This is a genomic window from Nocardioides sp. SLBN-35, from assembly GCF_006715725.1.
Taxonomy (GTDB): domain Bacteria; phylum Actinomycetota; class Actinomycetes; order Propionibacteriales; family Nocardioidaceae; genus Nocardioides.
Genome location: NZ_VFNU01000001.1, coordinates 1,419,423 through 1,445,344 on the forward strand (window position 1 = coordinate 1,419,423; position 25,922 = coordinate 1,445,344).

28 protein-coding genes are annotated in these 25,922 nt (G+C 72.1%); 12 read left to right on the forward strand and 16 right to left on the reverse strand.

What is annotated here, in order from left to right; genetic code table 11:
* Positions 1-189 precede the first annotated feature (189 nt).
* A complete protein-coding gene (locus FBY23_RS06875; protein WP_141797466.1) occupies positions 190-1,053 on the reverse strand; it encodes a hypothetical protein in 864 nt (287 codons plus the stop codon).
* A gap of 176 nt (positions 1,054-1,229) precedes the next feature.
* Here FBY23_RS06875 and FBY23_RS06880 point away from each other — a divergent pair, with 176 nt between their 5' ends.
* Both FBY23_RS06880 and FBY23_RS06885 read left to right on the forward strand, forming a co-directional pair.
* Positions 1,230-2,717 carry a sigma-70 family RNA polymerase sigma factor gene (locus FBY23_RS06880; RefSeq protein ID WP_160158183.1) on the forward strand — a complete coding sequence of 496 codons (1,488 nt, stop codon included), beginning with the start codon at positions 1,230-1,232 and terminating at the stop codon, positions 2,715-2,717.
* 42 nt (positions 2,718-2,759) lie between these two features.
* Positions 2,760-3,239 carry a hotdog fold domain-containing protein gene (locus tag FBY23_RS06885; protein WP_141797468.1) on the forward strand — a complete coding sequence of 160 codons (480 nt, stop codon included), beginning with the start codon at positions 2,760-2,762 and terminating at the stop codon, positions 3,237-3,239.
* A gap of 12 nt (positions 3,240-3,251) precedes the next feature.
* Here FBY23_RS06885 and FBY23_RS06890 read toward each other — a convergent pair whose 3' ends face one another.
* The 5 genes from FBY23_RS06890 to FBY23_RS06910 all read right to left on the reverse strand — a co-directional run bounded on the left by FBY23_RS06890 (position 3,252) and on the right by FBY23_RS06910 (position 7,005).
* The gene (locus FBY23_RS06890) at positions 3,252-4,109 is read right to left on the reverse strand and encodes an amino acid ABC transporter permease (RefSeq protein WP_141797469.1); all 858 of its coding nucleotides are present in this window, start codon (positions 4,107-4,109) and stop codon (positions 3,252-3,254) included.
* The gene (locus FBY23_RS06895; RefSeq protein WP_141797470.1) at positions 4,109-4,762 is read right to left on the reverse strand and encodes an amino acid ABC transporter permease; all 654 of its coding nucleotides are present in this window, start codon (positions 4,760-4,762) and stop codon (positions 4,109-4,111) included. The genes FBY23_RS06890 and FBY23_RS06895 overlap by 1 nt, the downstream gene beginning before the upstream one ends.
* Before the next feature lie 79 nt (positions 4,763-4,841).
* Complete coding sequence (locus FBY23_RS06900; RefSeq protein ID WP_141797471.1) at positions 4,842-5,726, reverse strand: glutamate ABC transporter substrate-binding protein; 885 nt, start codon at positions 5,724-5,726, stop codon at positions 4,842-4,844.
* Between the two features lie 12 nt (positions 5,727-5,738).
* Positions 5,739-6,524, reverse strand: a complete 786-nt coding sequence (locus tag FBY23_RS06905; RefSeq protein WP_141797472.1) for an amino acid ABC transporter ATP-binding protein — start codon at positions 6,522-6,524, stop codon at positions 5,739-5,741.
* Positions 6,525-6,609: 85 nt separating this feature from the next.
* On the reverse strand, positions 6,610-7,005 hold the full coding sequence (locus FBY23_RS06910; protein ID WP_141797473.1) for a hypothetical protein: 396 nt from the start codon (positions 7,003-7,005) through the stop codon (positions 6,610-6,612).
* 82 nt (positions 7,006-7,087) lie between these two features.
* Here FBY23_RS06910 and miaB point away from each other — a divergent pair, with 82 nt between their 5' ends.
* Positions 7,088-8,584 (forward strand): tRNA (N6-isopentenyl adenosine(37)-C2)-methylthiotransferase MiaB, encoded by a 1,497-nt coding sequence (gene miaB / locus FBY23_RS06915; RefSeq protein WP_141797474.1) that lies wholly within the window; start codon positions 7,088-7,090, stop codon positions 8,582-8,584.
* Positions 8,585-8,587: 3 nt separating this feature from the next.
* A complete protein-coding gene (locus FBY23_RS06920; RefSeq protein WP_141797475.1) occupies positions 8,588-9,322 on the forward strand; it encodes a peptidase E in 735 nt (244 codons plus the stop codon).
* Here FBY23_RS06920 and FBY23_RS06925 read toward each other — a convergent pair.
* The 4 genes from FBY23_RS06925 to FBY23_RS06940 all read right to left on the reverse strand — a co-directional run bounded on the left by FBY23_RS06925 (position 9,311) and on the right by FBY23_RS06940 (position 10,660).
* Positions 9,311-9,562 carry a hypothetical protein gene (locus tag FBY23_RS06925; RefSeq protein WP_141797476.1) on the reverse strand — a complete coding sequence of 84 codons (252 nt, stop codon included), beginning with the start codon at positions 9,560-9,562 and terminating at the stop codon, positions 9,311-9,313. The genes FBY23_RS06920 and FBY23_RS06925 overlap by 12 nt on opposite strands.
* A gap of 64 nt (positions 9,563-9,626) precedes the next feature.
* Positions 9,627-10,115 (reverse strand): NUDIX domain-containing protein, encoded by a 489-nt coding sequence (locus tag FBY23_RS06930; RefSeq protein WP_260805798.1) that lies wholly within the window; start codon positions 10,113-10,115, stop codon positions 9,627-9,629.
* A gap of 31 nt (positions 10,116-10,146) precedes the next feature.
* On the reverse strand, positions 10,147-10,350 hold the full coding sequence (locus FBY23_RS06935) for an antitoxin (protein WP_141797477.1): 204 nt from the start codon (positions 10,348-10,350) through the stop codon (positions 10,147-10,149).
* A gap of 64 nt (positions 10,351-10,414) precedes the next feature.
* On the reverse strand, positions 10,415-10,660 hold the full coding sequence (locus FBY23_RS06940; RefSeq protein ID WP_260805799.1) for an antitoxin: 246 nt from the start codon (positions 10,658-10,660) through the stop codon (positions 10,415-10,417).
* Between the two features lie 74 nt (positions 10,661-10,734).
* Here FBY23_RS06940 and miaA point away from each other — a divergent pair, with 74 nt between their 5' ends.
* Positions 10,735-11,658, forward strand: a complete 924-nt coding sequence (gene miaA / locus FBY23_RS06945) for a tRNA (adenosine(37)-N6)-dimethylallyltransferase MiaA (RefSeq protein WP_141797479.1) — start codon at positions 10,735-10,737, stop codon at positions 11,656-11,658.
* Between the two features lie 79 nt (positions 11,659-11,737).
* Here the strand turns inward: miaA and FBY23_RS06950 are convergent, their stop codons facing one another.
* From FBY23_RS06950 to FBY23_RS06970, 5 genes are all read right to left on the reverse strand, one after another.
* On the reverse strand, positions 11,738-12,508 hold the full coding sequence (locus tag FBY23_RS06950) for an SDR family NAD(P)-dependent oxidoreductase (RefSeq protein WP_141797480.1): 771 nt from the start codon (positions 12,506-12,508) through the stop codon (positions 11,738-11,740).
* A 26-nt stretch (positions 12,509-12,534) separates the two neighbouring features.
* Complete coding sequence (locus FBY23_RS06955) at positions 12,535-13,329, reverse strand: SDR family oxidoreductase (RefSeq protein WP_141797481.1); 795 nt, start codon at positions 13,327-13,329, stop codon at positions 12,535-12,537.
* An 81-nt stretch (positions 13,330-13,410) separates the two neighbouring features.
* The gene (locus FBY23_RS06960; RefSeq protein ID WP_141797482.1) at positions 13,411-14,838 is read right to left on the reverse strand and encodes an NAD(P)/FAD-dependent oxidoreductase; all 1,428 of its coding nucleotides are present in this window, start codon (positions 14,836-14,838) and stop codon (positions 13,411-13,413) included.
* A gap of 18 nt (positions 14,839-14,856) precedes the next feature.
* The gene (locus FBY23_RS06965; RefSeq protein WP_141797483.1) at positions 14,857-16,692 is read right to left on the reverse strand and encodes a DUF3556 domain-containing protein; all 1,836 of its coding nucleotides are present in this window, start codon (positions 16,690-16,692) and stop codon (positions 14,857-14,859) included.
* Positions 16,693-16,694: 2 nt separating this feature from the next.
* Positions 16,695-18,119, reverse strand: coding sequence for a class I adenylate-forming enzyme family protein (locus FBY23_RS06970; RefSeq protein ID WP_141797484.1), 1,425 nt, complete (start codon positions 18,117-18,119; stop codon positions 16,695-16,697).
* A 161-nt stretch (positions 18,120-18,280) separates the two neighbouring features.
* On the opposite strand from FBY23_RS06970, the gene FBY23_RS06975 reads away from it, so the two are divergent.
* From FBY23_RS06975 to FBY23_RS07000, 6 genes are all read left to right on the forward strand, one after another.
* Entirely contained in the window at positions 18,281-19,528 is a 1,248-nt protein-coding gene (locus FBY23_RS06975) for a CdaR family transcriptional regulator (RefSeq protein ID WP_260805800.1), read from the forward strand.
* A 279-nt stretch (positions 19,529-19,807) separates the two neighbouring features.
* Positions 19,808-20,722 (forward strand): helix-turn-helix transcriptional regulator, encoded by a 915-nt coding sequence (locus tag FBY23_RS06980; RefSeq protein ID WP_141797485.1) that lies wholly within the window; start codon positions 19,808-19,810, stop codon positions 20,720-20,722.
* Complete coding sequence (locus FBY23_RS06985; RefSeq protein ID WP_141797486.1) at positions 20,719-21,276, forward strand: dihydrofolate reductase family protein; 558 nt, start codon at positions 20,719-20,721, stop codon at positions 21,274-21,276. Before FBY23_RS06980 ends, FBY23_RS06985 begins: the two co-directional genes overlap by 4 nt.
* 49 nt (positions 21,277-21,325) lie before the next feature.
* Positions 21,326-23,158, forward strand: a complete 1,833-nt coding sequence (gene ggt / locus FBY23_RS06990; protein ID WP_260805801.1) for a gamma-glutamyltransferase — start codon at positions 21,326-21,328, stop codon at positions 23,156-23,158.
* A complete protein-coding gene (locus FBY23_RS06995; RefSeq protein WP_141797488.1) occupies positions 23,155-23,790 on the forward strand; it encodes a pyridoxamine 5'-phosphate oxidase family protein in 636 nt (211 codons plus the stop codon). The genes ggt and FBY23_RS06995 overlap by 4 nt, the downstream gene beginning before the upstream one ends.
* Before the next feature lie 30 nt (positions 23,791-23,820).
* Positions 23,821-24,261 (forward strand): hypothetical protein, encoded by a 441-nt coding sequence (locus tag FBY23_RS07000; protein WP_141797489.1) that lies wholly within the window; start codon positions 23,821-23,823, stop codon positions 24,259-24,261.
* Positions 24,262-24,273: 12 nt separating this feature from the next.
* Here FBY23_RS07000 and FBY23_RS07005 read toward each other — a convergent pair whose 3' ends face one another.
* On the reverse strand, positions 24,274-24,936 hold the full coding sequence (locus FBY23_RS07005) for a hypothetical protein (RefSeq protein ID WP_141797490.1): 663 nt from the start codon (positions 24,934-24,936) through the stop codon (positions 24,274-24,276).
* Between the two features lie 97 nt (positions 24,937-25,033).
* On the opposite strand from FBY23_RS07005, the gene dapF reads away from it, so the two are divergent.
* Positions 25,034-25,876: a diaminopimelate epimerase gene (dapF, locus tag FBY23_RS07010; RefSeq protein WP_260805802.1), complete on the forward strand. Its 843-nt coding sequence runs from the start codon at positions 25,034-25,036 to the stop codon at positions 25,874-25,876.
* Positions 25,877-25,922 lie beyond the last annotated feature (46 nt).

Here is a 25,922-nt window from a genome sequence, read left to right on the forward strand (position 1 = left end):
GGGATTCCCCTCCCTCCGGGGAACCCCGGCGACTGTTGCTCCCCACCGTGGTTGTGGCTGGTGCGCCGAGGCGACCGCAGTCCCTGTGTCAGGGCATCGAGCCCGCAGCACCCCCCAGATGCTTCGGACCCTCGCCGTCCCTCCCGCCCCCCAGCCGGATCGGATCGACGCTGCAGCCGCCTCGGCAGCTCAAGGGGCGGCGCGGCCGCCCGGGTATCGGTGGCGCCGGGTCGCGGGATGCGTCCGCGGCCGGGCGGCTCCGAGGTGCTGGTCGCGGCACATCTCGACGATGGTCGTGACGACTGCGGTGGCGTGCGTCGTACCGACCTGGCGAGCGAGGTCGATGATCCGGCCCGGGTACGCCGACCACGGGTCCGCGATGATCATCGCGACGTGGTGGCGCCACTCGTTGATGGTTCCGTGCGCGACGATGTCGACGAGCTCCTCGACGGAGTCGAGCATCGGCACGGTCCAGGCCCGGTCGACGCCCTGGACGAGCAACGCGTGCGCGGCACGCAGTCGCGTGTCGTCGAACGCGTCGAGGGCCGTCGTCCGCGCGTGCCTGTGGTGTCGTCGGCCGACCCCGGGCACGAGCATCCGGCGCATGGCGGCGGTGGTCACCGGGAGCCGGGAGTCGGTCTCCAGCGCGGTGCCGTAGCGGTGCTGGAGCCGGGCGAGCCGGACGTGCCCCAGCTCGTCGGCGAGCGCGGTGAGCGCGGTGTGGTCCTCGATCCCGTCGAACAGGGCGAGGCCGACCAGGTTGGCCGTGGCGGCGCACGCGGGGAGCGTGTGCGAGATGTCCTCGTGCTCCTCGACCAGTGCGATCAGGCGGGCCCATACGTCGTGGTCCTCGCTCGCGACGCCACGAGTGCGGGCCAGGGCGTCGTCGATGACGTCGAGGAACAGCTCCTCGTGGGGGACGCCGACCGCGCGTCGTACCCGCATGTGGTCCTGCAGTACGGCGGCCCGGCGGGCGAGCGAGCGCGGGCGCAGCGGGACGACCGGCGGCAGCGGACGGCTGCCGCGCGCGGCGGTCGAGCGCGTCGTGCTCATCTCTCTCCGATCGGTCGGTGCGAGTCCCTGCCGGGGCTGTCACTGAACTGGACGGAGGTCGGAGCCGAACATCACGCGGTTTTCGCGCCGAGTTAGAAAGTTTTCGGATTCGGTTGCATCATCGGAGGCGCTCGATCGTTGGACACAGGACGAGCGCGAGACAAGGCAGCGCAATGATGGCGGAGGATCGGATGGGCGAGGACGCGTCCCGCACCCCTGAGGAGGAGCTCCTCGAGCGGGTGCGCTCCGGCGACACCGGTGCGTTCGAGGAGCTGTACCGCGACCACGTCGACGGTGCCCGGCACCTCGCCCGGATCCTGGTCGGTCCCGATGCCGCCGAGGAGCTCGTCGCCGAGTCGTTCTCGCGGGTCCTGGGGCAGCTGAGCGCGGGCGGCGGCCCGACGTCGAGCTTCCGCTCCTACCTCCACGTCACCATCCGCAACGGCTACCGCGACGGCCTGCGCTCGCAGCGCGAGTCGGTCGCGTCCGACCAGCCGTGGCTCTTCGAGCAGGCCGAGACCGCCGAGGTCACCCCTGAGGAGGCCGTCGAGGGCCTCGACGAGACCGTCGCCGTCGACGCGCTCGCCACGCTGCCGGAGAGCTGGCGCAAGGTCCTGTGGCACGTCGAGGTCGAGGGCCGCAAGCCCGCCGAGGTCGCGACCCTGATGGACCTCAAGCCGCGTGCCGTCTCCTCACTCGCCCACCGCGCCCGCGAGGGCCTCAAGCGCGCCTACCTCGACCTGCACGCCGGTCCCGAGCCGGCCCGTGAGCAGTGCAGGTGGGTCCACCACCGGATGAGCCAGTACGCCCGGGGCGACCTCGGCGCCCGCGCCGAGCAGAAGTTCGGAGCCCACCTCGACGGCTGCGCCTCCTGCCAGAGTGCCTTCCTCGTCGTCGACGAGGTCAACCAGAAGCTCGCCGTCCACGTGCTGCCGATCGTGCTGCTCGCCGTGCCTGCGGGGGGCAAGGGCCTTCTCTGGCTCGCCGGCGGTACGGCGGCCGGTGGCGCCGCCGCGGGCGCCGCCTCGAGCGGCGGTGCCACCGGTGGCGCGTCGGGTGGCGCATCGGGTGGCGCGTCGGGGGGCGCGTCCGGAGTGGGCGGTCCGGCCGTGGCCGTGGCTGCTGCCGTCGCCGTGGCCGCCGTGGCGGCCGCCGCCTTCGCCGCGTTCGGTGGCGACCAGCCCGACCGCGCCCCGGCGGCCTCGCGCCCCGCGGCGGCGGTCACGCCGGAGGAGACCCCGGCCGACGCCCCGGCCGACCGGCCGGTGGCCGAGCCCGCCTCGAGCGACCCGACCCCGGCCGCACCCGCGCCCACGACCTCGTCCCCCGCCCCGGCGCCCGGGACGGCGAAGCAGGCGCCGAGCGACGACCCGAAGCCGGCGGACCCACCGGCCACGAGCGACAGCCCGTCGGCCGCACCCGCCAGCGCTCCCGGCGCCCCGCCGCCCCCGCCGGCGTCTCCCGCCACCTCGCCCACCGACACGCCGCCGACCACCAAGCCGAACCCGACCGACTGCGGCGACCGCCGGATCTGCGCCGGTCCGGTGACGATCACGCTGCCGGGCGACGGCGAGCGCGGCGTGACGGTCGAGGTCGACCTGCCTGGACTGCCGATCAAGGTCGGCGTCGGACCCGACGGTGTGATCGTGGGCACGAACCACTGACGAGGCTCGCCCCGGAGGTTACCGGCGAGTAATCTGGGTTCCATGACCCAGGTCCACAGCCTCTGGAAGACCACGACGAACCTCCCCGTGGTCGGCGGCACCCTCGGCAAGCGCGTCTTCTCGATCGCGTTCAGCCAGAAGGCGCCGTACTTCGCCACGATCCACCCGCGGGTGACCGAGCTGCGTCCCAACTACGCCTCGGTGGTCATCCCGAAGCGCCGCAGCGTGCAGAACCACATCGGCACGGTCCACGCGATCGCGCTGTGCAACGGCCTCGAGATGGCGATGGGCGGCCTCGCCGAGGCCACCATCCCCAGCACCAAGCGCTGGATCCCCAAGGGCATGACCGTGAGCTACACGGCCAAGGCCACCGGTGACGTCACGTGCATCGCCGAGACCGACCAGGAGCAGTGGGACACCGCCGAGGGCGACCTGCCCGTGCGCGTCCGAGGCGAGCTCGCCGACGGCACCGTCGTCATCGACGGCACCATCAACCTGTGGGTCACCAGCAAGAAGAAGTGACGCCCGGCGCGGTCAGGGGACCGTGCTCGCCTGGGTGGTGAGCGCGGTCATCCCGACCTCGAGCGGCTTGTGCTCGCCGACGAACTTCTTCTGGACCCACGTCGCCACGACGGTCAGCACGAGGTTGACCGAGATGTAGAGGAACGCGAGCACGACCGCGGTCTGGAAGTGGGTCCCGGGGAACTCCGTCCACATCGCCTTGCCGATGTAGGTGAGGCCCGGCGCCACGATGTAGTAGCCGAGGCTGGTGTCCTTGAGCGCCACCACGCACTGGCTGATGATCGCGGGCAGCATGATCTTCACCGCCTGCGGCAGCAGGATCAGCGTCATCACCTGGGTCTTGCGCATGCCGATGGCGTACGCCGCCTCGGCCTGCCCCTTCGGCACGGCCAGGACGCCGGCGCGGAACACCTCGGCGAGCACGGCGCCGTTGTAGAGCGTCAGGGCGAGCACCACGCTCCAGTACGGGCCGAAGCCGTCGCCGATGCCCCAGGTGTAGAAGATGAAGATCATCAGCAGCAGGACCGGCACGGCGCGGAAGAACTCCACGACGAGTGCGCAGGCCCAGCGCACCGGCCGGTGGTCGGAGAGCTTGCCGATGCCGAACACGACGCCGAAGAGCACGGCACCGATGATCGAGGAGAACGCCATCTGCAAGGTCTTCAGCAGGCCGTCGACGAGCAGTGCGCGGACGTACTTCGGCGTGACGAACTGCTCCCACTTGCTGTAGGCCAGCTGTCCCTTCGAGTCCAGGAACAGGGCCAGGCCGACGATCCCCGCGACCACGGCGACGGCGGTGAGCGCGGTGTAGAGGCGGTGCCGGGCGATCGTGCGGGGGCCGGGGGCGTCGTACAGCACGGATCCTGACATCAGCGGGCCGCCTTCCAACGCCGCTCGAGGCCGACGGCGCCGAGCGAGATCAGCTCGACGAGCACGATGTAGCCGATCGCGAAGAGCACGAAGATGAGCATGGTGTCGTCGGCGTTGCGGTTGACGAAGTAGCGCATGCGCGCGGTCGCCTCAAGCAGGCCGAACACGGCGACGACGGAGGTGTTCTTGGTCATCGCGATCAGGGTGCTCGCCAGCGGCGGGACCGAGGCCCGGAACGCCTGGGGCAGCACGACGTGGCGCATGTTCTGCCCGAAGGTCATCCCGATCGCGCGAGCCGCCTCGGCCTGTCCCAGGGGCACGGCGTTGACCCCGGAGCGCAGGGACTCGGCGACGAAGGGTGCGGTGTAGAGGCTGACCGCGATGGTGCCCTTGAGGAGGTAGGGGGTGCCGTTCAGCAGGCCGACGTTGGGGGCGGCGAAGAAGATGAAGACGCACATCAGGAGAAGCGGTGTGTTGCGGACCAGGGTCACGTACGTCGCCGCGACCCACCGCAGCACCGCGATCGGCCCGACCCGCATGGCGGCCAGCGCTGTGCCCAGGACCAGCGCCGCGACCCCGGAGAGGAAGGCGAGCTGCACGGTGAGCCAGAACGCCTTCAGCACCAGGTCGAAGTGGGAGAACACGTCCTCCACGTCGGCGACCCTCCTTCTCGTTCGAATCAGACCCGCCGTGGGCCCGGCACCGGGTGCCGGGCCCACGGGCGGACGGTGATCAGGCGCAGGGGTCCATCGCCGGCGGCTCCGGCGTGTCGACACCCGACTTGCCGAGCGTGACCTCGAACGCCTTGGCCCAGTCGCCGTCGTCCTGAGCGGCCTTGATGGTGTCCTCGATCCACTGGCACATCTCCGGGTGGTCCAGGGAGTAGCCGACGCCGTACCGCTCCTCGGAGAACGGGTCGACCACGACCTTGAGCTCGTCCGGGTGCTCCGCGGCGTAGCCGAGCAGGATCGCGCCGTCGGTCGTCATCGCGTCGACGGATCCGTTGAGGACCTGGTCGACGCACTCCGAGTAGGTGTCGAAGCCGCGCGGCGTGGCCCCCGCCTTCTCGATGTTGTCCAACGACGTGGAGCCGGTGACCGAGCACACCTCAGTGCCCTTCACGTCGTCGAGCGAGGCGATCTTGCTGTCCGACTTCACCAGCAGCTGCTGGCCGGTGACGTAGTAGGGGCCAGCCTGGCCGACGACCTGCTTGCGCTCGTCGGTGATGGAGTACGACGCGATGACCAGGTCGACCTCGCCCTTCTGCAGGAAGGACTCCCGGTTGGCCGAGATCGTCTCGACCCAGGTGATGTCCTCCGGGGCGATGCCGAGGCTCGCGGCGAGGACCTTGCCCATCTCGGGGTCGAAGCCGGCGGGGGCGTCGTCGGTGGCGCCCTTGAAGCCGATGCCGGGCTGGTCGTACTTGACGCCGATCTTGATGTTCCCGTCGTCGGCCAGCTCCCGCATCCGGGTGCCCTCGTCGAACTGCGAGGCGGCGTCGGTCTTGACGTCGACCTCGATGCCCTTGTCGTCGTCGTTGCCGGCGTCGCCGCATGCGGCGAGCGTCGACGCCACGAGAACGGCTGCCGCGGCAACCTTCAGTCTGTTCAGTCGCATGCGCTACTCCTTCTAGTGTTTGAGGATCTTGCCGAGGAAGTCCTTGGCCCGGTCGCTCTCCGGGTTCGTGAAGAAGGTCTCGGGGTCGCCCGTCTCGAGGATGCGGCCGTCCGCCATGAACACCACGTGGTTGGCGGCGGTGCGCGCGAAGCCCATCTCGTGGGTCACCACGATCATCGTCATCCCCCGCTCGGCGAGGTCGACCATGACGTCGAGGACCTCCTTGATCATCTCCGGGTCGAGGGCCGAGGTGGGCTCGTCGAAGAGCATGACCTTCGGCTCCATCGCCAGCGCCCGGGCGATCGCGACGCGCTGTTGCTGCCCACCGGACAGCTGGGCGGGGTACTTGTCGGCCTGGTGGCCCACCCCGACCCGGTCGAGGAGCTCGCGCGCGCGCTTCTCGGCCTCCGCCTTCGACTGCTTGCGCACCTTGATCGGGCCCAGCGCGACGTTCTGCAGGATCGTCTTGTGGGCGAACAGGTTGAAGCTCTGGAACACCATCCCCACGTCCGCGCGGTGCCGGGCGAGGGCCTTGCCCTCCTGCGGCAGCGGCGATCCGTCGATCAGGATCTGACCCGAGTCGATCGGCTCCAGGCGGTTGATCGCGCGGCACAGGGTCGACTTCCCGGAGCCCGAGGGGCCGATCACCACGACGACCTCGCCGCGGCCCACGCTCAGGTTGATGTCCTGGAGCACGTGCAGCCCGCCGTACCACTTCTGCACGTCGACGAGCTCGACCAGGGATTCGCCGGAGCGGGGCGCGTTGTCGCCCACGGGAACGTCGTCGGTGACGGTCATACGCGTGGACGCTAGTCCCGATGGGCCATGCTCGGCTAGTACCTCCGGCCCGGACGTCCGACAATGTTGCCGGACTGTGTCCGAACTAGAAGATGTCAGGCAGCACGCTCAGCGCCAGTCCCACGAGCAGCGCGAGCACGGCCAGCAAAGCCGCGCGGCGATGGGCCTTCGCCGAGGCTGCCCGGTCGGCGTCCGTGAGCGGGTCGAGGCCACGCTCGGCTCGCCAGGCCGTCTCCTCGGCCTCCCACTGGTCCGTCGGCGTGGCACCGCGCAGCACCGTCCCCACCCCGAGCAGCAGCAGCGTGAACGCACCACCAGCCACCGTCAGCACGGTGAGGATCGCCGAGACGCCACGGGTGCCGGTGCCGAACATCAGCCCGGCGCCCATGCCGACCGAGACCAGCAGCGCGAGGATGCTGAGGATGCTGCCGATGACCTCGTTGTTGCGGGCGACGAAGCCTGGGGGAGCGGTGTCAGCCATGCCCTGACCCTAACCAGACGCCGGCAAGACAGCGGTGAGGGATTCGGGTCGTCACCGCCGTGCGCCGTACCCTTGAGCGGTCATGAGCGCCACCGCAGAACAGCCGAGGACCTACGAGGTCCGCACCTACGGGTGCCAGATGAACGTCCACGACTCCGAGCGCCTCTCGGGACTCCTCGAGGACGCCGGCTACCGGGCTGCGCCCGATGGTGAGCAGGCCGACGTGGTCGTGTTCAACACCTGCGCGGTGCGCGAGAACGCCGACAACCGGCTCTACGGCAACCTCGGTCACCTCGCGCCGGTCAAGGCGAAGCGCCCCGGCATGCAGATCGCCGTGGGCGGCTGCATGGCGCAGAAGGACCGCGACACGGTCGTGAAGCGGGCGCCGTGGGTCGACGTCGTGTTCGGCACCCACAACATCGGCTCCCTGCCGGCGCTGCTCGACCGGGCGCGCAGCCAGCAGGAGGCGCAGGTCGAGATCCTCGAGTCGCTCGACGTCTTCCCGTCGACCCTGCCGACCAAGCGCGAGTCGGCGTACGCCGCGTGGGTGTCGGTGAGCGTCGGCTGCAACAACACCTGCACGTTCTGCATCGTGCCGAGCCTGCGCGGCAAGGAGAAGGACCGCCGCCCGGGCGAGATCCTGGCCGAGATCGAGGCTCTGGTCGCCGAGGGCGTCTCCGAGATCACGCTGCTGGGCCAGAACGTCAACGCGTACGGCGTGGAGTTCGGCGACCGGCAGGCGTTCTCCAAGCTGCTGCGCGCGTGCGGCGACATCGAGGGCCTCGAGCGGGTCCGGTTCACCAGCCCGCACCCGGCCGAGTTCACCGACGACGTCATCGAGGCGATGGCCCAGACGCCGAACGTGATGCCGAGCCTGCACATGCCGCTGCAGTCCGGCTCCTCGAAGGTCCTCAAGGACATGCGCCGCTCCTACCGCCAGGAGAGGTTCCTCGGGATCATCGAGCGGGTGCGCGCTGCGCTCCCCGACGCCGCGATCACCACCGACATCATCGTCGGCTTCCCCGGCGAGACCGAGGAGGACTTCCAGGAGACCCTCAAGGTCGTCCGGGAGGCCAGGTTCGCCGGGGCGTTCACGTTCCAATACTCCAAGCGCCCCGGCACCCCGGCCGCCACCCTGCCCGACCAGGTGGACCAGGCCGAGGTCACCGACCGCTACAACCGCCTCGTCGAGGTGGTCAACGAGATCACCTGGGACGAGAACAAGCGTCTCGTCGGCCGCGAGCTCGAGCTGATGGTCGCCGAGGGCGAGGGCCGCAAGGACGCCGAGACCCACCGGCTCTCCGGCCGCGCGCCCGACAACCGCCTGGTCCACTTCGAGGCCGACTTCTCGCAGGTCGACGGAGAGCCACGGCCCGGTGACATGGTCACCGTCGAGGTCACGTACGCCGCCCCGCACCACCTCGTCGCTGACGGCCCGGTCCGCGCGCTGCGTCGTACCCGCTCGGGTGACGCGTGGGAGCGGCGGACCGCCGCTCCTGCCGCACCCACCGGTGTCGGCCTCGGCATGCCCTCGATCGGCGTGCCGGCACCGCTGCCCGACGCGCCCGTGTGCGGGTGAGCCGTGGCTGCGGACGCTCCCACCATCGTCGCGACCTCGGGCGGGGTCGTGCCCGGCGCACGAACCAGGTGGTCGGTCGGCCCGCTGACGACGTACGCCGTCGACCTGGCCGGCGTCGAGGGCCGCGCGCCGCGCGTGTGCTTCCTCGCCACGGCCTGCGGTGACCAGCCCGCCGTGGTCCGCGACTTCTATGACATGGCGCAGGAGGCGGGCTTCCACGGCAACCACCTGTCGCTATTCACCATGCCCAACGTGGACGACGTCCGAGAGCACCTGCTCTCGCAGGACGTGATCTGGGTCTGGGGCGGCAGCGTGGCCGGACTGCTGGCGATGTGGGACCTGCACGGTGTCGGCGACGCGATGCGCGAGGCATGGGAGGCCGGCGTCGTGCTCACCGGCGTGTCCGCCGGGTCGATCTGCTGGCACAGCGGCGGCACCACCGACTCGTTCGGCCCCGACCTGCGCCCGATCACCAACGGGCTCGGGCTGGTGCCGTGGTCCAACGGCGTCCACTACGACTCCGAGGAGCAGCGCCGCCCGCTGTTCCAGCAGCTCATCGCCGACGGCACGCTGCCGTCCGGCTACGCCACCGACGACGGTGTCGGGCTGCACTACCGCGGCACCGAGCTGGTCGAGGCGCTGACCGAGAAGGCCGACAAGGCGGCGTACCTCGTCGAGCGGGGTCCCGACGGCACGGCCGTCGAGACCCGGCTCGACACCCGGCTGCTACGCGGGTGACTCGGACTCCGGCGGCACCTCGGGGTTGCCCTTGGTGGCCTCGGTGTCGGTGTCCTCGGGCGTGACGGTGTCCGCGGGCAGCTCGTCGTCGGTGGCAGGGTTGCGCCATGGGCTCGGGTCGCGTGACTCGGTGCTGTAGGCGCCGTCCCCACCGACTCCCTCGATCCGGTGCGGACCGCCCGGCGGCGGCGCCGGCGGCTCCGCCACGGGCTCGGGCCGGGGCGGCAGTTCCTGGTTCATCGCTCTCCTCTCGCTCGGGGAGCACCTGGACAGGTGGTAACCGTTGGCGAGCGGCGCAGACCTCTCAGAAGCCGTGGTTGCTCAGCGGCGGCAGGTCGCCGGTGCGCAGCCCGGCGAGGACGACCGCCTCGTGGGGCACGACGGGGTCCGGCAGGGCGGACAGCGGGAACCAGCGCAGGTCCGCGCACTTGGCGGGCTCGACGATGCGCGGCTCGCCGCTCCAGGCGCGGGCGGTGAAGAAGAAGTCGATGCGCTCGTCGATCGGCAGGTCGTGGGCCGTGCGCTGCATCGCCGTCACGAAGCTGAGGTCGAGGTCGTCGACGGCGATCTCCTCGCGCGCCTCGCGGCGGGCGGCGACCTCGGCGGTCTCGCCGCGCTCGACGTGGCCGGCCGCGGCGGCAGCCCAGAAACCGTCCATGTAGCCGGTGTTCTGCCGCAATTGCAGGAGCACCTCGGTGTCCGTGCCGCCACCGGTCCCCCGGAGGAGGAAGACGTAGGAGGCGGGGACGACGGCGAACCGGCTCTTCCCGGTCGCGGGGTCCGTCACGGTCACCGAGGCGCTCGCTTCTGCCGGTGGTCGCCGGTCAGCTGATGTCGTCGTTCTGGCCGTCGAGCGAGTCGAGGGCGTCCTTGGCCTTGTCGGCGCCCAGGTCGATCTTGTCGTCGAACTTGCCGCCGGTCTTGTCGGAGGCGAAGTCCGCGGCCTTGTCCACCGCGTCGCCGATCTTGTCGCCCTGGCTGTCGACCGCGTCGCTCAGCTTGTCCTTGGCGTCATCGAGAAAGCCCACGAGAAACCCCCATCGGTGTCAGTACGACGGCCCGACCTGGGCCACCGCCGGTCACCCTAGACGATCAGGGCGACGGCGGAGTGTCGCTGCCAGGCGGCTCGGCGTCCGGGCCGTCGCCCTCCAACTTGCCGAGCGCGTCCTTGGCCTTGCCGGTCGCGCCCTCGATCTTGTCGTGGTACTTGCCGCCGGTCTTGTCGTCCACGAAGTCCGCCGCCTTGTCGAGGCCGGACTCGATCTTGTCGCCGTGCTTGTCGACCGCCTCGCCGACCTTCTCGGTGACCGTGTCCTTGGCGCCCTTCAGCCTGTCCATGAATCCCATGCTCTGCTCCTCGCGGTCCCGGCCCGAGTGGGCCGCCGGATCTGGGTCATTGCCACACTAATCCCATGCCGGGAACGTCCACCACGCCTCCGATCGTCGCGATCGTCGGCCCGACGGCCAGCGGCAAGACCTCGCTCTCCCTCGACCTGGCCGAGGTGCTGGGCGGCGAGGTGGTGAACACCGACGCGATGCAGGTCTACCGCGGCATGGACATCGGCACGGCGAAGCTGCCGCTCGCCGAGCGCCGCGGGATCCCCCACCACCTGCTCGACACCCTCGACGTCCGCGACCCCGCCACCGTCGCGGAGTTCCAGGGCTGGGCGCGCGCGGCCATCGCCGACCTCAGGAGCCGGGGCGCCACGCCGGTCCTGGTCGGCGGGTCCGCGCTCTACACGCGGGCGATCCTCGACCGGTTCGAGTTCCCCGGCACCGATCCCGCCGTCAGGACGCGGCTCGAGGCCGAGCTCGCCGAGGTCGGCAGCCCGGTGCTCCACGCCCGGCTGCGCGGGCTCGACCCGGTCGCCGCCGAGCGGATCGAGGTCGAGAACGGCCGTCGTGTCGTGCGCGCCCTCGAGGTCATCGAGATCACCGGCGCCCCGTTCAGCGCGAACCTCCCCGTCCAGGAGTACGTCGACCCGCACACCGTCCAGCTCGGCGTCTCCATCGACCGCGAGGTCCTCGACGAGCGGATCGCCGCCCGCGTGCGGCAGATGTTCGACGACGGCCTGCTCGACGAGGTCGCCCGGCTGCTCGACGAGGGCCTCGCCGAGGGACGCACCGCCGCGCTCGCCATCGGCTACCGCCAGGCGATCGCGGTCCTCGCCGGCGAGATGTCGGTCGAGGACGCGATCGAGCGGACCGCCGTCGCCACTCGGCAGTTCGCCCGCCGCCAGCTCGCGTGGTGGCGCAACGACCCGCGGATCACCTGGCTGCCGTACGACGACCCGGAGCGGGTGGCGAAGGCGCTCGCCGTCGTACGTGCCGTCTGATCTGCCGCACCCCGTACGTATTGGTCGCGGTTCGTTGGAAATCACGACCGATACGTAGGGGGTGCGGTGGGCAGCCGCCTCAGAACAGCCCGGCGTCCAGCCCGCCGTCGAGCACCAGCCCGCTGCCACTGCAGAAGCTCGCCTCGTCGCTGGCCAGGAAGGCGACCGCGTTCGCGACCTCCTCGACCGTGCCGAACCGGCCCTGCTTCTGGGCGATGAGGCCGGCGAACCCGCCCTCGGGCAGCCCGAGGATCGACTCGAAGGACGCCACCTGGCCGGTGACCAGCGGGGTCTCGACGAAGCCGGGCAGCACGGCGTTGACGCGGACGCCGTGGTCGCGCAGCTCGGTGGCCGCGGTCTTGGTCAGGTTGACGACGCCGGCCTTGGCGGCGGCGTACGCACCGACGAGCGGGGTGCCGGCGGTGGCGGTGACCGAGGCGACGGTGACGATGCTGCCGCCGCCGCTGGCGATGATCGCGGGGGCGGCGTACCGGATCGAGAGGAAGACGCCGTCGAGGTTCACCGACGTCACGCGGCGCCACTCGGCCAGGTCCATCGCGATGATCGGCGCGACGCCCGCGACGCCGGCGTTGGGCACCATGAGGTGCAGTCCGCCGTACGTCGCCACGGCCGTGGCGACCAGCGCCTGGACCTGGTCCTCGTCGCGGACGTCGCAGGCCACGGCGGTCGCCCGGGGCAGGATGTCGGCGGCGGACTTGGCGGCCGCCTCGTCGAGGTCGGCGACGACGACGTTCGCGCCGCCCGCGGCGAGGGTGCGGGCGATGGCCAGGCCGATGCCGCCGGCGGCTCCGGTGACGATCGCGGTGCGGTCGGTGAAGCGCTGGTTCATGGGTCTTCCTCTCGGGTCGGGGTGGGTCAGGAGTGCGATTGGCGACGGTCGCCGAGGCGGCGCATCACGCCGAGCACGGGCAGGCCGGCGGCGGGTGCGGCGTCGATGCCGCGGACCAGCGCGCCGCGCCAGCGCGGGACGACGCGAAACACCTGGCGGCTGTCGAGCAGGGCGAGGCCGGCGCGGGCGACCGCGTCCGCCTCGAGCGGGCGGGGCCCGGAGAACAGCATCGCGGCGCCCGGGTCCAACGCGTGGTCGGTCACCATCGCGGTGCCGACGACGTCGGGGCACAGCGCGCGGGCGCGGATCGGGAGGCCGGCGTGCCGCAGGTCGCCCTGCAGCGAGGTCGTGTACGACAGCACTGCGGCCTTGGTGGCGGCGTACAGCGCGAGGCCGGGCACCGGCGTGAGCGCCGAGATGGAGGCGATGTTGAGGATGCCGCCGCCGGCAGGTCCCATGGTCCGTACGGCGGCGGCCGAGCCGGCCATCACGCCGCGCACGTTGACGTCGAGGATCGTGGTCAGCTCGTCGTCCGACTGCTCCCACGCGGGTCCAGCGAACAGCACGCCCGCGTTGTTGACCCAGACCGAGAGCGGGCCGAGCCCGGCCGCGGTCTTCGCGACGGCCGTGTGGGAGGCGACGTCGCGCACGTCCTGGGCGATCCCGACGGCTCCGCGCCCCACCTCCTCCGCGGCGCGTGAGGCGGCCGCGCCGTCCAGGTCGGTGAGCACCACCTGGTGTCCCGCTCGGGCGAGGTGGTGGGCGAGCGCGAGGCCGATGCCGCGCCCGGCTCCGGTGACGACTGCGGTGGTCCGGGTCATGACCTCAACCTAGGTTGAGAGTCATGTCACCCTCTTGTGGCGAGGGCCCAAAGTCCGGCGGGCCCCTTGGTGCGGTGGGGATCAGCGCAGTCGCGCGAGCGCCGCCTCGGCCGCGTGGAATCCGCCCATCCCGTGCACCCCGGCGCCGGGAGGTGTGGCCGAGGAGCACAGGTAGACCCCGGGAACCCCCAGGGCGTAGGGATCCAGCGCCGGACGCGGCCGGAACGCGATCTGCCGTGCGGTGTTCGCGCCGGCGGAGATGTCGCCCCCGACGTAGTTGGCGTCGTAGGCCTCCCACTCGGCGGGCCCGCGGGTCGCGACCGCCAGCACCCGCTCGCGGAAGCCGGGGGCGAACCGCTCGATCTGTCCGAGCACCGCCTCGGTCGCGTCGCCGGAGTAGCCGTGAGGGACGTGCGCGTAGGCGTAGACCGGGTTCGCCGAGCCCGACGAGCGCGACGGGTCGACGAGGTACTGCTGGCCGAGCAGCACGAACGGCTGGTCGGCCATCCGCCCGCGCACGGTGCCCTTCTCGATCGCGGCGACCTGCTCCGCGGTGCCGCCGAGGTGGAGGGTCCCGGCGCGACGGCAGGCCTCGTTGGTCCACGGGATGTCGCCCTCGACCGCGAGGTCGACCTTGAACGCCGCCGGCCCGTAGGAGTAGCGGGCCAGCGCGCGCCGCACCCGGGCGGGCAACCGGTCACCCACGATCTCGAGTACGCCGGCCGGTGCCGTGTCGAGCATGACCACGTCCGGCGGGGAGCCCAGGAGCTCGCGCAGCTGGTCGAGGGAGGTGACCCGGACGCAGGTCACCACGCGCCCGCCGTACGACGCCAGCTCGGCCAGCAGCGCCCGCGTGATCGACTCCGTGCCGCCCTCGGCGACCGGCCACCCGACGGCATGGGCGGTGCCGGTCAGCATCAGCCCGACTGACCCGCTCAGCGGGGTGTCGAGCCGCCCGAAGGCGTGCGCGGCGACGCCCATGAACAGCGCCCGGGCCGGGTCGTCGCGGAACCGGGCCGTGGTCCAGGTGGCCGGCAGCAGCGCCTTCGCCCCGAACCGGCCGAGGGTGACGGGGTGCCGGGGGAGGTGGACGACCGGCTGGAAGACCTCGGCGATCAGGTCGTCGAAGTGCCGCACGATGGGGCCGAAGACCCGCCGCCACCGGTCACCGTCCCCGCCCAGCGACTCCACCGACAAGGACATGTCCCGCGCCGCGATCCCGGCCCGGCCGTCGTCCAGCGGGTGGGCGAGGTCGACCTCGGGCCAGAGCCAGCGCAGGCCGTGCCGCTCCAGGCCGAGCGAGGCGAAGAACGGGGACGCGACGCCGGTGGGGTGGAAGGCGGCGCAGTCGTCGTGGAGCAGGCCCGGCAGCGTCAGCTCGCTGGTCCGGGTCCCGCCGCCCGGCCGGTCGTGCGCCTCCACCACCGTGACGGCGAGACCGGCCTGGGCCAGGCGGATCGCGGCAGCGAGCCCGTTGGGTCCGCTGCCCACGACGACGGCGGTGCTCATCGGGTGCTCATCGGCTGCTCACGACACCGCATCCTTGCGGCGATAGCCCGGGGCGGTCCAGCCGACCTGCAACGGAACCGGTCCGTTGGGCAGCCACGGCTGCTCCTTCACGCAGTCGCGCACGTCCCAGGTACCGCGCTCGACGACACCGAGGGCGGCGTCGATGACTCGGTACTCCTGCGGACGCGACGCGCGCCACGGCGTCGCCTGCGACTCGCAGTAGGCGACGACGAGGTCGCCGGGCTCCAGCCCCAGTCGCTTCTGCACGGCGGCGACCAGCCGCTCGTCGTGCAGGTGGCCGTCGCCGAAGTTCCAGCCGACCAGGATGTTGCACATGAACTCGCCCTCGCGCACGTCGCGGGTCTCGAGGTCGTCGAGGTTCTCGATCAGCACCGAGAACAGGCCGCGTCCTTGGCTGTGCATCGAGCGCCAGGCCAGAGCCTTCTGCACCGTCATCTCGGCCTCGTCGGCGGTGTAGGTCATGCCGGGCATCCGCTGCAGCTGGTCGTTCTGGGTCTCCACGAGCAGCAGCTCGTTGAGCCGCTGCTCGACTCCGGGCCTCATCGCCCAGACCGCGGAGGCCCAGTTGCCGGCGTACTGCCGCATCGACGGCAGGAAGGACACCAGGTCGGGCCGCAGGTTGCCGAGGATCGGGCCGAACAGCAGCAGCGCGAAGATCGGGAGCAGGAGCAGGGGCTCGGAGAAGTCCCAGATGTTGTACGTCGACGCGGCGAAGCCGTCGCCGAAGCCGCCCCAGAGCACGATCGCGATGTAGCCGAAGTAGACGTTCCACTCCAGCGGTACGGCGAGCGGGAACGTCGAGGTGATGAAGATGTGGAACACCAGCATGGCCACCGCACCCAGCATCGCGACCGTGTCGTTGGTGGTGAGGAGCAGGACCACCGGGATGATGATCTCGACCGTGGTGCCGCCCACGTGGGCCATGAACCACGCGAGCCGCGAGGGCCGAAGGTCGTCGGGTGCGTTGCGGTAGTGCAGCCTCTTGACGAGGTTCAGCTGTCCCGGGCTGTTGGACACCATCGGTGGGACGACGTTGATGAAGTGCTCGCCGATCTTGGAGACGCCGGCGCCGATCCACACGATGCAGATGATGATCTTGAAGGCGACGACCAGGTTGACGAAGTCGGCGCCGCTCGCGCCGTCGCGCAGCGCCAGCGCGCCGAGCGTGGCGGAGAACAGCATGATCGGCAGGTACTGCTCGGAGCGTGCGGCCAGGAACACGACCTTGTCGCGCAGGCCCATCAGCGGCATCGTCACCAGGATCGGCAGGAACGCCAGGGGCGGGACCAGCTCCTGCGGCCCGGTCCCCGCCGGCACGAACGGCACCGCGTCGGCGTGCACGACGAGCGGGTAGACGAGGCTGGCCAGCACGGCGACGTACAGGACGACGTCGAGGACAGTGCGCTCGTCACCGCCCGTGCCGGGCACGTGCCGGCCCCACGGGGCCATCCGGATCGTGCCGGGGCGCAGCCAGTAGCGGATGTTGCCGAGCATCGGCACGAAGTGGCCGCACAGCGGGCCGAACGCGCCGCCGAGGCCGATCACCTCGAGCAGCATCAGCCAGACCGCGAGCTTCTGGTAGACCACGACGTTGTCGAACCAGGTGCCCGGGTCGGAGAACGCCACGTGGTCGGTGGTCCATGACGTGATGGCAAGGCCGACGGCGAAGTAGAGGCCGAGCATCTTGAGGATGTAGACGACATGCAGCATCCGCGGGGTGTTGAAGCCCTCGGTCACCCAGTTGGTGCTGAGCACCCGGATCCGCTCCTGGAACGGCAGCGCGAGGAAGTCGGCCGGGGGCATCGGCTCCGGTGCGGGCTTGAGGAATCCCATGGTCAGGCTCCGCTCAGTCGGGACCGCAGCGCGGGCTTGTCGATCTTTCCGACGGGGTTCTTGGGAAGAGCATCCAGCACGTGGAGCGCCACCGGAACCTTGATCTTCGCCAGCTCGGACCGGCAGCGGGTGAGCAGCGCGTCCACGTCGACGGTCCGGTCGGGCTGCGCGGACACGAAGGCGACCACCACCTCGCCGTACACCGGGTCGGGGCCGCCGACCGCCGCCGCCTCGAGGACCTCGGGCGCCGCGTGGAGGACGTTCTCGATCTCCTTCGGGTAGATGTTCTCCCCGCCCCGGATGATCATGTCCTTGATCCGGTCCACGATCCGCAGGTAGCCGTCCTCGTCGAGGATCCCGACGTCGCCGGTGTGCAGCCAGCCGTCGCCGAGCGTCTCGGCCGTGGCCTCGGGCCGGTTGAGGTAGCCGCGCATCACGTTCGCGCCCTTGATCACGACCTCGCCGCGCTCGCCGTTGGGGACCAGGGTGCCGTCCGGCGCCATGATCGCGACCAGCTGACCGGGCAGCGCCGGGCCGACGGTGCCGGGCTTGCGCAGGCCGTCGACCGGGTTGCAGGTCGAGGCGCAGGTGCCCTCGGAGAGGCCGTAGCCCTCGACCAGCGGGAACCCGAACCTCTGCTCCACGGCCGCGAACAGCTCCGGCGGCGCGGGCGCCGCACCGCAGATCGCGAACCGGACCGAGCTCGTGTCGGGCTGGACCTCGGCCGGCAGGGCGACCAGGTGGGAGTAGATCGTCGGCACCGCGGAGAAGTACGTCGGCCGCAGGGTCTCGATCGCCTGGAGGAACTCGACCGGGTGGAACCGCTGTAGCACCGAGAGCTGCGCGCCCGCCGACATCGGGGTCAGGAAGCTGACGCAGATCGCGTTCACGTGGAACAGCGGCAGCACCAGCAGGCAGTGGTCCTCGGCGCCGATGCCGATCGCCTCGCCCATGCCGGTGATCATCGCCTCGACGTTGCCGTGGTCGAGCATCACGCCCTTGGGGCGCCCGGTCGAGCCGCTCGTGTAGACGAGCAGCGCCAGGTCGCCGGGTCGCGTCTCCGCGGGTGGCAGGGCACCGGTGGGCGTGGCGGGCAGGTCCGCGACGAAGTCGTCGTCGACCACCACGACGGCGCCCGAGTCGCTGACCTGGTGGTCCGCCTCGGTCGCGGTGAACGTCGGGTTGACCGGCGTCGCGGCGGCGCCGAGCCGCCAGGCGGCCATGATCGTCACCAGCAGCTCGACGCGGTTGGGGAGCATGACGGCGACGACCGAGCCACGGCCCACGCCCCGCGCGGCGAGGTGCTCGGCGGCGGCGTCCACCCGCTCGGCGAAGGCGCGGTAGGTGAGCTCGGTCCGCTCGTCGCGGACGCAGGGGCGGTCGTCGTACGCCGCCGGGCAGTGCCAGGGCAGGTGGTCCAGGGTCATGCCGGAACGCTAGGTCCGTCGTACGCCCGGGCTCTTGGTCTCCGGAACCAAACTCCGCGCACGGATTCGGGGCTGCGCGGCCAAGGCGGGCAGGCATCCCGCTCTGGCACGATGGCGTGACCGCCGTCACCGTTGGTGCGGGGGACCGAACGGGAGGCGCCATGTCGGATCCGGAGACCGAGCTCCAGGGCATCGCCGTGGTGATGGCCGGACGGCACGCCGAGCTCACCGACGAGCTCGTCAGGGCATTCGGGGAGCGCATCCCCGAGCTCCCGAAGGACCCGGCGCTCGTCGAGCTGCTGCACGGCAGCTCGGGATCCAACCTCGAGACCCTGGCCCACCTGCTGCGCGGACACATGCCCGTCAGCGAGATCCAGGCGCCGGCCGCAGCCGTGGAGTACGCCCGCAGACTGGCGCAGCGGGGCACCTCCCCGAGCGCCCTGCTGCGGGCCTACCGGCTCGGCCAGCAGCTCGTGCTCGCCTGGGCCACGGAGGAGATCGAGGCCCGCGTCGGCGACCCGCTGCTGGCCCTGCAGACCAGCAGCCTGCTGACCCAGACCTCCTTCGAGTACGTCGACGCGGTCTCCGAGAACGTCGTCGAGGCCTACCAGGAGGAGCGCGAGCGCTGGCTCGCCAACCGCAGTGCCGTCCAGCGGGAGACGCTGGAGGCGTTGCTGCGCGACGAGCGCCTCGACCTCGCCGCCGCGGAGTCCTCGCTCGGCTACCGGCTGCGCCAGCACCACCTCGCCCTCGTGCTGTGGACGGCCCCGGGGGCGGGCGACCTCGCCGCCGCCGAGCGGACCGTCGTGGCGATCGCCGAGCGCCTCGGCGCCGGTCACCCGCTGTTCGTGCCCCGCGACCGCGAGACGGCCTGGGCGTGGGTGCCGATCGGCCGCGCCGGCGAGGCCGACCTCGCCGCGGTCGACGAGCTCGTCGCGGCCAAGGGCGGCGGGGTGTCGGTCGCCGTCGGGCCGATCGGTGCGGGGGAGCCCGGCTTCAGGAGCAGCCACCTGGGTGCGGCGGCCGCCCAGGAGGTCGCCCAGCTCGGGCAGCACCCGGCCGGCCGGGTGATCCGTCACGACGACCCGACCGTGCGCGCCGCCGCCCTCCTCGCCCGCGACCTGCCCGCCACCCGCGCCCTGGTCCGCCGCGCCCTCGGCGACCTCGCCGAGGACACCGACGGCGCCGCCCGGCTGCGCGAGACGCTGCTGGCGTTCGTCGAGGAGCGGGAGAGCTACGTCGCCACGGCTGCCCGCGTGCACCTGCACAAGAACACGGTGAAGTACCGCGTCGACCGCGCGATCGAGGCCCGCGGGAAACCGCTCGGCGAGGAGCGGCTCGACCTCGAGCTGGCGCTGATCGCGTGCAAGTGGCTGGCGCCCGAGGTGCTGGTGCGGCCCGGCGGCTGACCCTTGTAACTACGTGTTACGTGCGAAATTCCATTGCAGCAACGCCCGGGTAGTGGCCGCAGCGCCCGGGTAGCTGAGACGCGACGCGTCGACGGTCGGCTCGTCGGCAGTGGCGAGTACGCGCTGCGATTCCCCCCGGGTGGTGCATCCACCCGGGTGCTGGGGCTGCTACCCGGGCGCTGTTGCACCGGTTCTCGCGACGTAACACGTAGTTACAAGGCCGCACGTTGAGCAAGAACGGTCAAGCACCACCACCCCGCGGCGCAGCACACTGGACCCATGACCGGCCGTGACCGCCTCCGCGAGCTCCTCGACGCGGTCCTCGACGAGGACCACCGCACGCTGGGTGACATGGCGGACGGGGCGTTCGCGTCGCCGTACCACTTCACCCGGGTGCTCACCCGCGACGCCGGTGAGGCGCCGGTGGCGATGCGGCGCCGGGTGATGCTCGAGCGCGCCGCGTGGCGCATCCGTCAGGGCGGAAACGTCACGGATGCCGCGTGGGAGGCGGGCTACGAGTCGCTGGAGGGGTTCAGCCGGGCGTTCGCCCGGGCCTACGGGCACCCGCCGAGCGAGGCCGGCGACGACGGCGGCAGCGTCTGGCTGCCCGCGGTCAACGGCATCCACTTCCACCCGCCCACGAGCCTGTGGGTCCACGCAGGGGAGCAGACGATGAGTCCCGTCACCGACCAGCTGGTCCGCCACGACCTCGACGACACGCGCGAGCTGATCGACCTCGCGAAGCGCCTTGCCGACGCCGACTGGCGCGCGGTCCGCGGCCCCGGGCACCAGGTGGCGGCCTGGGAGGGGCCGGAGGAGTCGATCGCGGCCGTGCTGGAGCGCACGGTGTTCGCGAAGGAGGTCTGGCTGGCGGCGGTCGAGGGCGCCGACTTCCCCGACGTCGACAGGACCCCGAGCCCCGGCGGGCTGCTGGAGCGGCACGATGCCGCGGCTGCCCGCTGGCTGGCCGCGATCCGCGACATCGACCGGCGCAACGCCTGGGACGACCGGATCGTCGACGCGCTCTGCGAGCCGCCGGAGTCGTTCGTGCTGAGCAGCATCGTGGCGCACGTGCTGACGTTCTCGGCGTACCGCCGCCAGCTCACCCGGGTCTGGCTGCGCGCCGCCGGTGTCGACGCCGACGACGGCGACCCGATCAACTGGCTGCGCCGCGAGCTCGGGGAGGACCGATGAGCACCGTCTACTACACCGCGACCACCCTGGACGGCTTCCTCGCCGACCCCGACGACTCGCTCGCCTGGCTGATGCGCCAGGACCTCGACGAGCAGGGACCCCAGAACTACGGGGAGTTCATCGCCACCGTCGGCGCGCTGGTGATGGGCTCGACGACCTACGAATGGGTGCTCGCGCACCTCGCCGAGTCCGGTGAGGCCTGGTTCTACTCCCAGCCGACGTGGGTGATGACCACGCGCGAGCTGCCCGTCCTCGACGGCGCCGACGTGCGGTTCGCGAAGGGCGACGTCACCACCGTGTACGACGACCTACGGGCCGCCGCGGGGGAGCGGGACGTGTGGGTGGTCGGCGGCGGCGACCTCGCCGGCCAGTTCGCCGACGCCGGCCTGCTCGACAGCGTCGTCGTGTCGATCGCCCCGGTGGTGCTCGGCGCCGGCCGCCCGCTGCTGCCGCGCCGCCTCGACCTGCGACTCGAGGAGACCGCCCGCAACGGGGCGTTCGTGACCGCGCGCTACACCCTCGACGGACCCCTGAAGGAGGACCGCACGGGTTGACAGCGGGGGCATGGTGGAGGGTGGAGTCCACTTGTCTCGGGAGGACATCGTGCGCCGTACCCTCGCCGTCCTGGTCGCCTCGACCGCCACCCTGCTGGCCGCCGCCCTCGGCACCGTCGTGCCGGACGCCCCGGCCGCGGCGAAGCCGGGGCCGCAGCCGCCCCCCAAGGTGCCGACCGCCACCGGGTACGGCGGCGCGGTCAGCTCGGTCGACCCCGACGCCACAGCGGTCGGGCTGGAGGTCCTGCGCAACGGCGGCAACGCGGTCGACGCCGCGGTCGCCACGGCCGCGGCGCTGGGCGTGACCGAGCCCTACAGCGCCGGGATCGGAGGCGGCGGGTACCTGGTCCACTACGACGCCGCGACCGGGCGGGTGGAGACGATCGACGGGCGCGAGACGGCGCCCGCGGCGATCCGGCCGGACGCCTTCATCGACCCGGTCACCGGGAAGCCCTACCCGTTCACGCCGGACCTGGTCACCAGCGGCGTCTCCGTCGGGGTGCCCGGCACGCCCGCGACCTGGCAGACCGCGCTCGACCGGTGGGGCACCGTGTCGCTCGCCGAGGCGTTGCGCCCGGCGGCGCGGCTGGCCCGCGACGGCTTCGTCGTCGACGACACCTTCGCGCTGCAGACGCGCGAGAACGCCGAGCGCTTCCGCACCTTCACCAGCACCGCCGACCTCTTCCTCGCCGACGGCGTGCCCGAGCCCGGCACCACCTTCCGCAACCCCGACCTCGCGCGCACCTACCGGCTCCTCGGTGCGAAGGGGACCCGCTGGCTGTACGACGGGTCCCTCGGTCGTGAGGTCGCCGCCGCCGTCCAGAGCCCGCCGGTCACCGGCGCCACGGACCTGCCCGTGCCCCCGGGCACGATGACCGCCGAGGACCTCTCCTCGTACCGCGCCCTCCTCCAGGCTCCGACCTCGGTCGGCTTCCGCGGCCACGACGTGTACGGCATGGCGCCGTCGTCGTCCGGCGGCACCACGGTGGGGGAGTCGCTCAACATCCTCGAGCAGTCCCCGCCGCAGGCGACGGTCCCGACGCTCCATCGCTACCTGGAGGCCTCCGCCCTGGCCTTCGCCGACCGCGGCCGCTACGTCGGCGACCCGGCGTTCGTCGACGTACCGACCAGTGCCCTGCTCGACGACACCTTCGCCCAGGAGCGCGCCTGCCGGCTCGACCCGGACGCGGCGGCGCCCAAGCCGGTCCCGGCCGGCGACGTCACGTCGTACGACGGTGTGTGCGACCCCGCCTCGGCGAACGGCGTCACCGACACCGACACGGAGAACCTGTCCACGACCCACCTGACCACGGCCGACCGCTGGGGCAACGTGGTCGCCTACACGCTGACCATCGAGCAGACCGGGGGCTCCGGCATCGTGGTGCCGGGCCGTGGGTTCCTGCTCAACAACGAGCTCACCGACTTCTCGACGGTCTACGACCCCGCCGACCCCAACCGGATCCAGCCGGGCAAGCGGCCACGCAGCTCGATGTCGCCGACGATCGTGCTGCGCGAGGGCCGTCCGGTGCTGGCCGTCGGCTCGCCCGGCGGCTCGACGATCATCACCACGGTGCTCCAGGTGCTGGTCAACCGGCTCGACCTCGGCATGACCCTGCCGCAGGCGGTGGCCGCGCCGCGGGCATCACAGCGCAACACCGTGAGCGTCACCGCGGAGCAGGCGTTCATCGACGCGTACTGCGACGCGCTGGCCGCGTACGGACACACCTTCGCCCTGGCCGGGCCGCCCGGGTCGAGCGCGGCCGAGATCGGTGCCGTGGCAGCCGTCGAGCTCGGGCCCGACGGGACGATGACCGCTGTGGCCGAGCCCACCCGCCGCGGGGGCGGGGCGGCGGGGGTGGTGAGACCTACGCTGGGACCGTGACCGCAGAGGACTGGACCGAGATCACCGACGACGCCGCCCTCACCGCCCTGCTCGGCGTACCCACCGACGCGGCCCGCGACAAGGAGCGGTCCGCGCTCAGCGACGTCGACCGCGACTGGCTGGCGTCCTCGCCGTTCTGCATGGTCGCGACCGCCGATGCGCAGGGGCGCTGCGACGTCTCGCCGAAGGGCGACCCGGCCGGCCGGCTGGTGCACGTCCTCGACGACACGACCGTGGCGATCGCGGAGCGGCCGGGCAACCGGCGGGCCGACGGCTACCGCAACATCCTCGCCAACCCCCAGGTCGGCCTGAACTTCCTGATCCCCGGTCGCGGCGACACGCTCCGGATCAACGGCCGGGCCCGGCTGGTCGGCGAGGCGCCGTTCTTCGACGAGATGGTGGTCAAGGGCCACCGCCCGCTGCTGGCGATCGTCGTCGACATCGAGACCGTCTTCTTCCACTGCGCCAAGGCCTTCCTGCGCTCTGGGCTGTGGCAGCCCGAGACCTGGGACCCGGAGGCGCGGGTGCCGCGCCGGGCCGTCCTCGCGCAACGGCTGGAGCGTCCCGGCGATAGCATCGAGGAGCTCGACGCCTACTACGGTCCGAGCTATGCCGAGCGCCTCTACGGCTGAGCGCCCGTCCACGAAATCTCGGAGGTTCCCATGCGTCGTACGTCGATCGCCGGCCTGGTCGCGGCCCTGGTCGCGGCCCTGGTCCTGACCATGACACCCGCAGCCGTCCAGCCCGCGACCGCTGCCAGCAGCGCCCGGCACGGCTGGAGCACGGTGCACAAGCGGGTGGGCGCGAAGATCCAGGTCTGCCAGCACAAGATCGGCCACAACTGGGGCCTCGAGATGCGCCTCGACGCCCGCAAGGCCAAGCACCGGGTGAGGGCACGCGTCCGCATCCAGTTCCTGGTGCAGGGGACGTGGCAGTCCTTCCCCGGGGCGTCGTCACCCTGGCGTCGTGACGGCATCGTCCGCCTCACCAACTTCTTCGGCAGCAAGACGCAGGTGCTGATCAGGGCCCGGATCCGGACGAAGTCCGACAAGCCGCCGCTCACCGGCTGGATCGACGTCAGCAACGTCAAGCACTGCCCCTGAGCAGGCTGAGCCTCACCCCCGCAGGAACCCCACCAGCGCGGGCTCCGGGTCCGCGACCGTCGTGACGTTGGCCAGGGCGACCACGCCGAGCAGCACGGCGGCCCCGGCGGCGGCACCCGCGGCCGCCCGGCGCCCACGGTGTCCGGCCCGCAGGGCGAGCCAGGCCAGGGCGAGGGTGGCGCCTCCGGCGAGCACGACCATCGCGAGGTGGTAGATCGCGAAGTCGCGCACCAGCGCGGAGAACGCCGGTGTTCCCGCCGATGCCAGCGCGGCGTCGGCAGCGCCCGACGACAGCATCGAGAGCAGCGACGACAGGGGAGCGACGGCGCCCTGGACGTTGGCGATGAGCACGACCGCGGCGAGGGCGGCCAGGGCCAGCAGCGGGACCCGGCCCCGCCGTACGCGACCGAGCGCGACGACCAGGGCGCCGAGCAATGCGCCGGCCAGGAGGGCCTTCACGACGTGGAAGGTAGCCCAGTAGCGGACCGCGTCGGCGAGCTCGCCGGTGACGGCCCCGTCGCCGGCGCGCCAGTGCTGCGCGAAGGCGGCCGGGAGCGCGTCGCGGAGGGCGCCGACGCCGGCGTAGTCGCCGACGAGCAGCGAGGCGAGCAGCTCGGGAGCCAGCACCACGGACGCCGTCAACGCGGCGGTGGTCAGGGTGAGGGTACGGGTCATGGCGCCGACGCTAGGCGGGTGCCGCGCCCTCCGCGTCGCCCCGTGGTCTGATCCCGCGGAGGGCGGGATCCACCCGTGGTCCCCCTATCCTTGGGGCGTGTACCCCTTCCTCAAGGGCCACGGCACCGAGAACGACTTCGTCCTGCTGCCGGACCCCGACGGCGCCGTCCACGGCGAGCTGTACGCCGCGCGCGTCCGCGCGCTCTGTGACCGCCGCGCCGGCATCGGCGGTGACGGTGTCCTCCGCGTCATCCGCACCAGGGCCGTCGGCGAGGCCGGGGCCGGCCAGGACGCGGAGTGGTTCATGGACTACCGCAACTCCGACGGCTCGATCTCGGAGATGTGCGGCAACGGCGTGCGCGTCTTCGGCCGCCACCTCGCCCAGCAGGGCCTGGTCGACCCGACCCGGCGGGTGCCCGTCGCGACCCGGGCCGGGGTCAAGGTGCTGACCTTCGCCGGCGGTGCGGCCGACGGTGAGATCACCGTCGACATGGGCATCCCGAAGGTGCTGGAGGAGACCTCGGTCGCTGTCCGAGTCGACGGTCGGGTCCGCTCCTGGCACGCCCTCCACGTCGACATGGGCAACCCGCACGCCGTCGCCTTCGTCGACGACCTCGACGACATCGGCCCGCTGCTCGAGGCACCGGCCCACGACGCCTCGGTCTACCCGGCCGGGGTCAACGTCGAGTTCGTCGTACGACGCGCGCCCGGTCACGTCGCGATGCGGGTCCACGAGCGCGGCTCCGGCGAGACCCGCTCCTGCGGCACCGGCGCCTGCGCGGTCATGGTCGCCACGGCCCTGGCCGACGGCGCGGCCCGCGACACGGCGTACCGCATCGACCTGCCGGGCGGCACCCTGCGGATCACCTGGACCGCCGACGACCGGATCCTGATGAGCGGGCCCGCCGTCGTGGTCGCCGAGGGCGTCACCGACCTCTGAGTCCTCTGAGTCTCTGACGGTGACACCGACGGTGTCACGGTCCCGG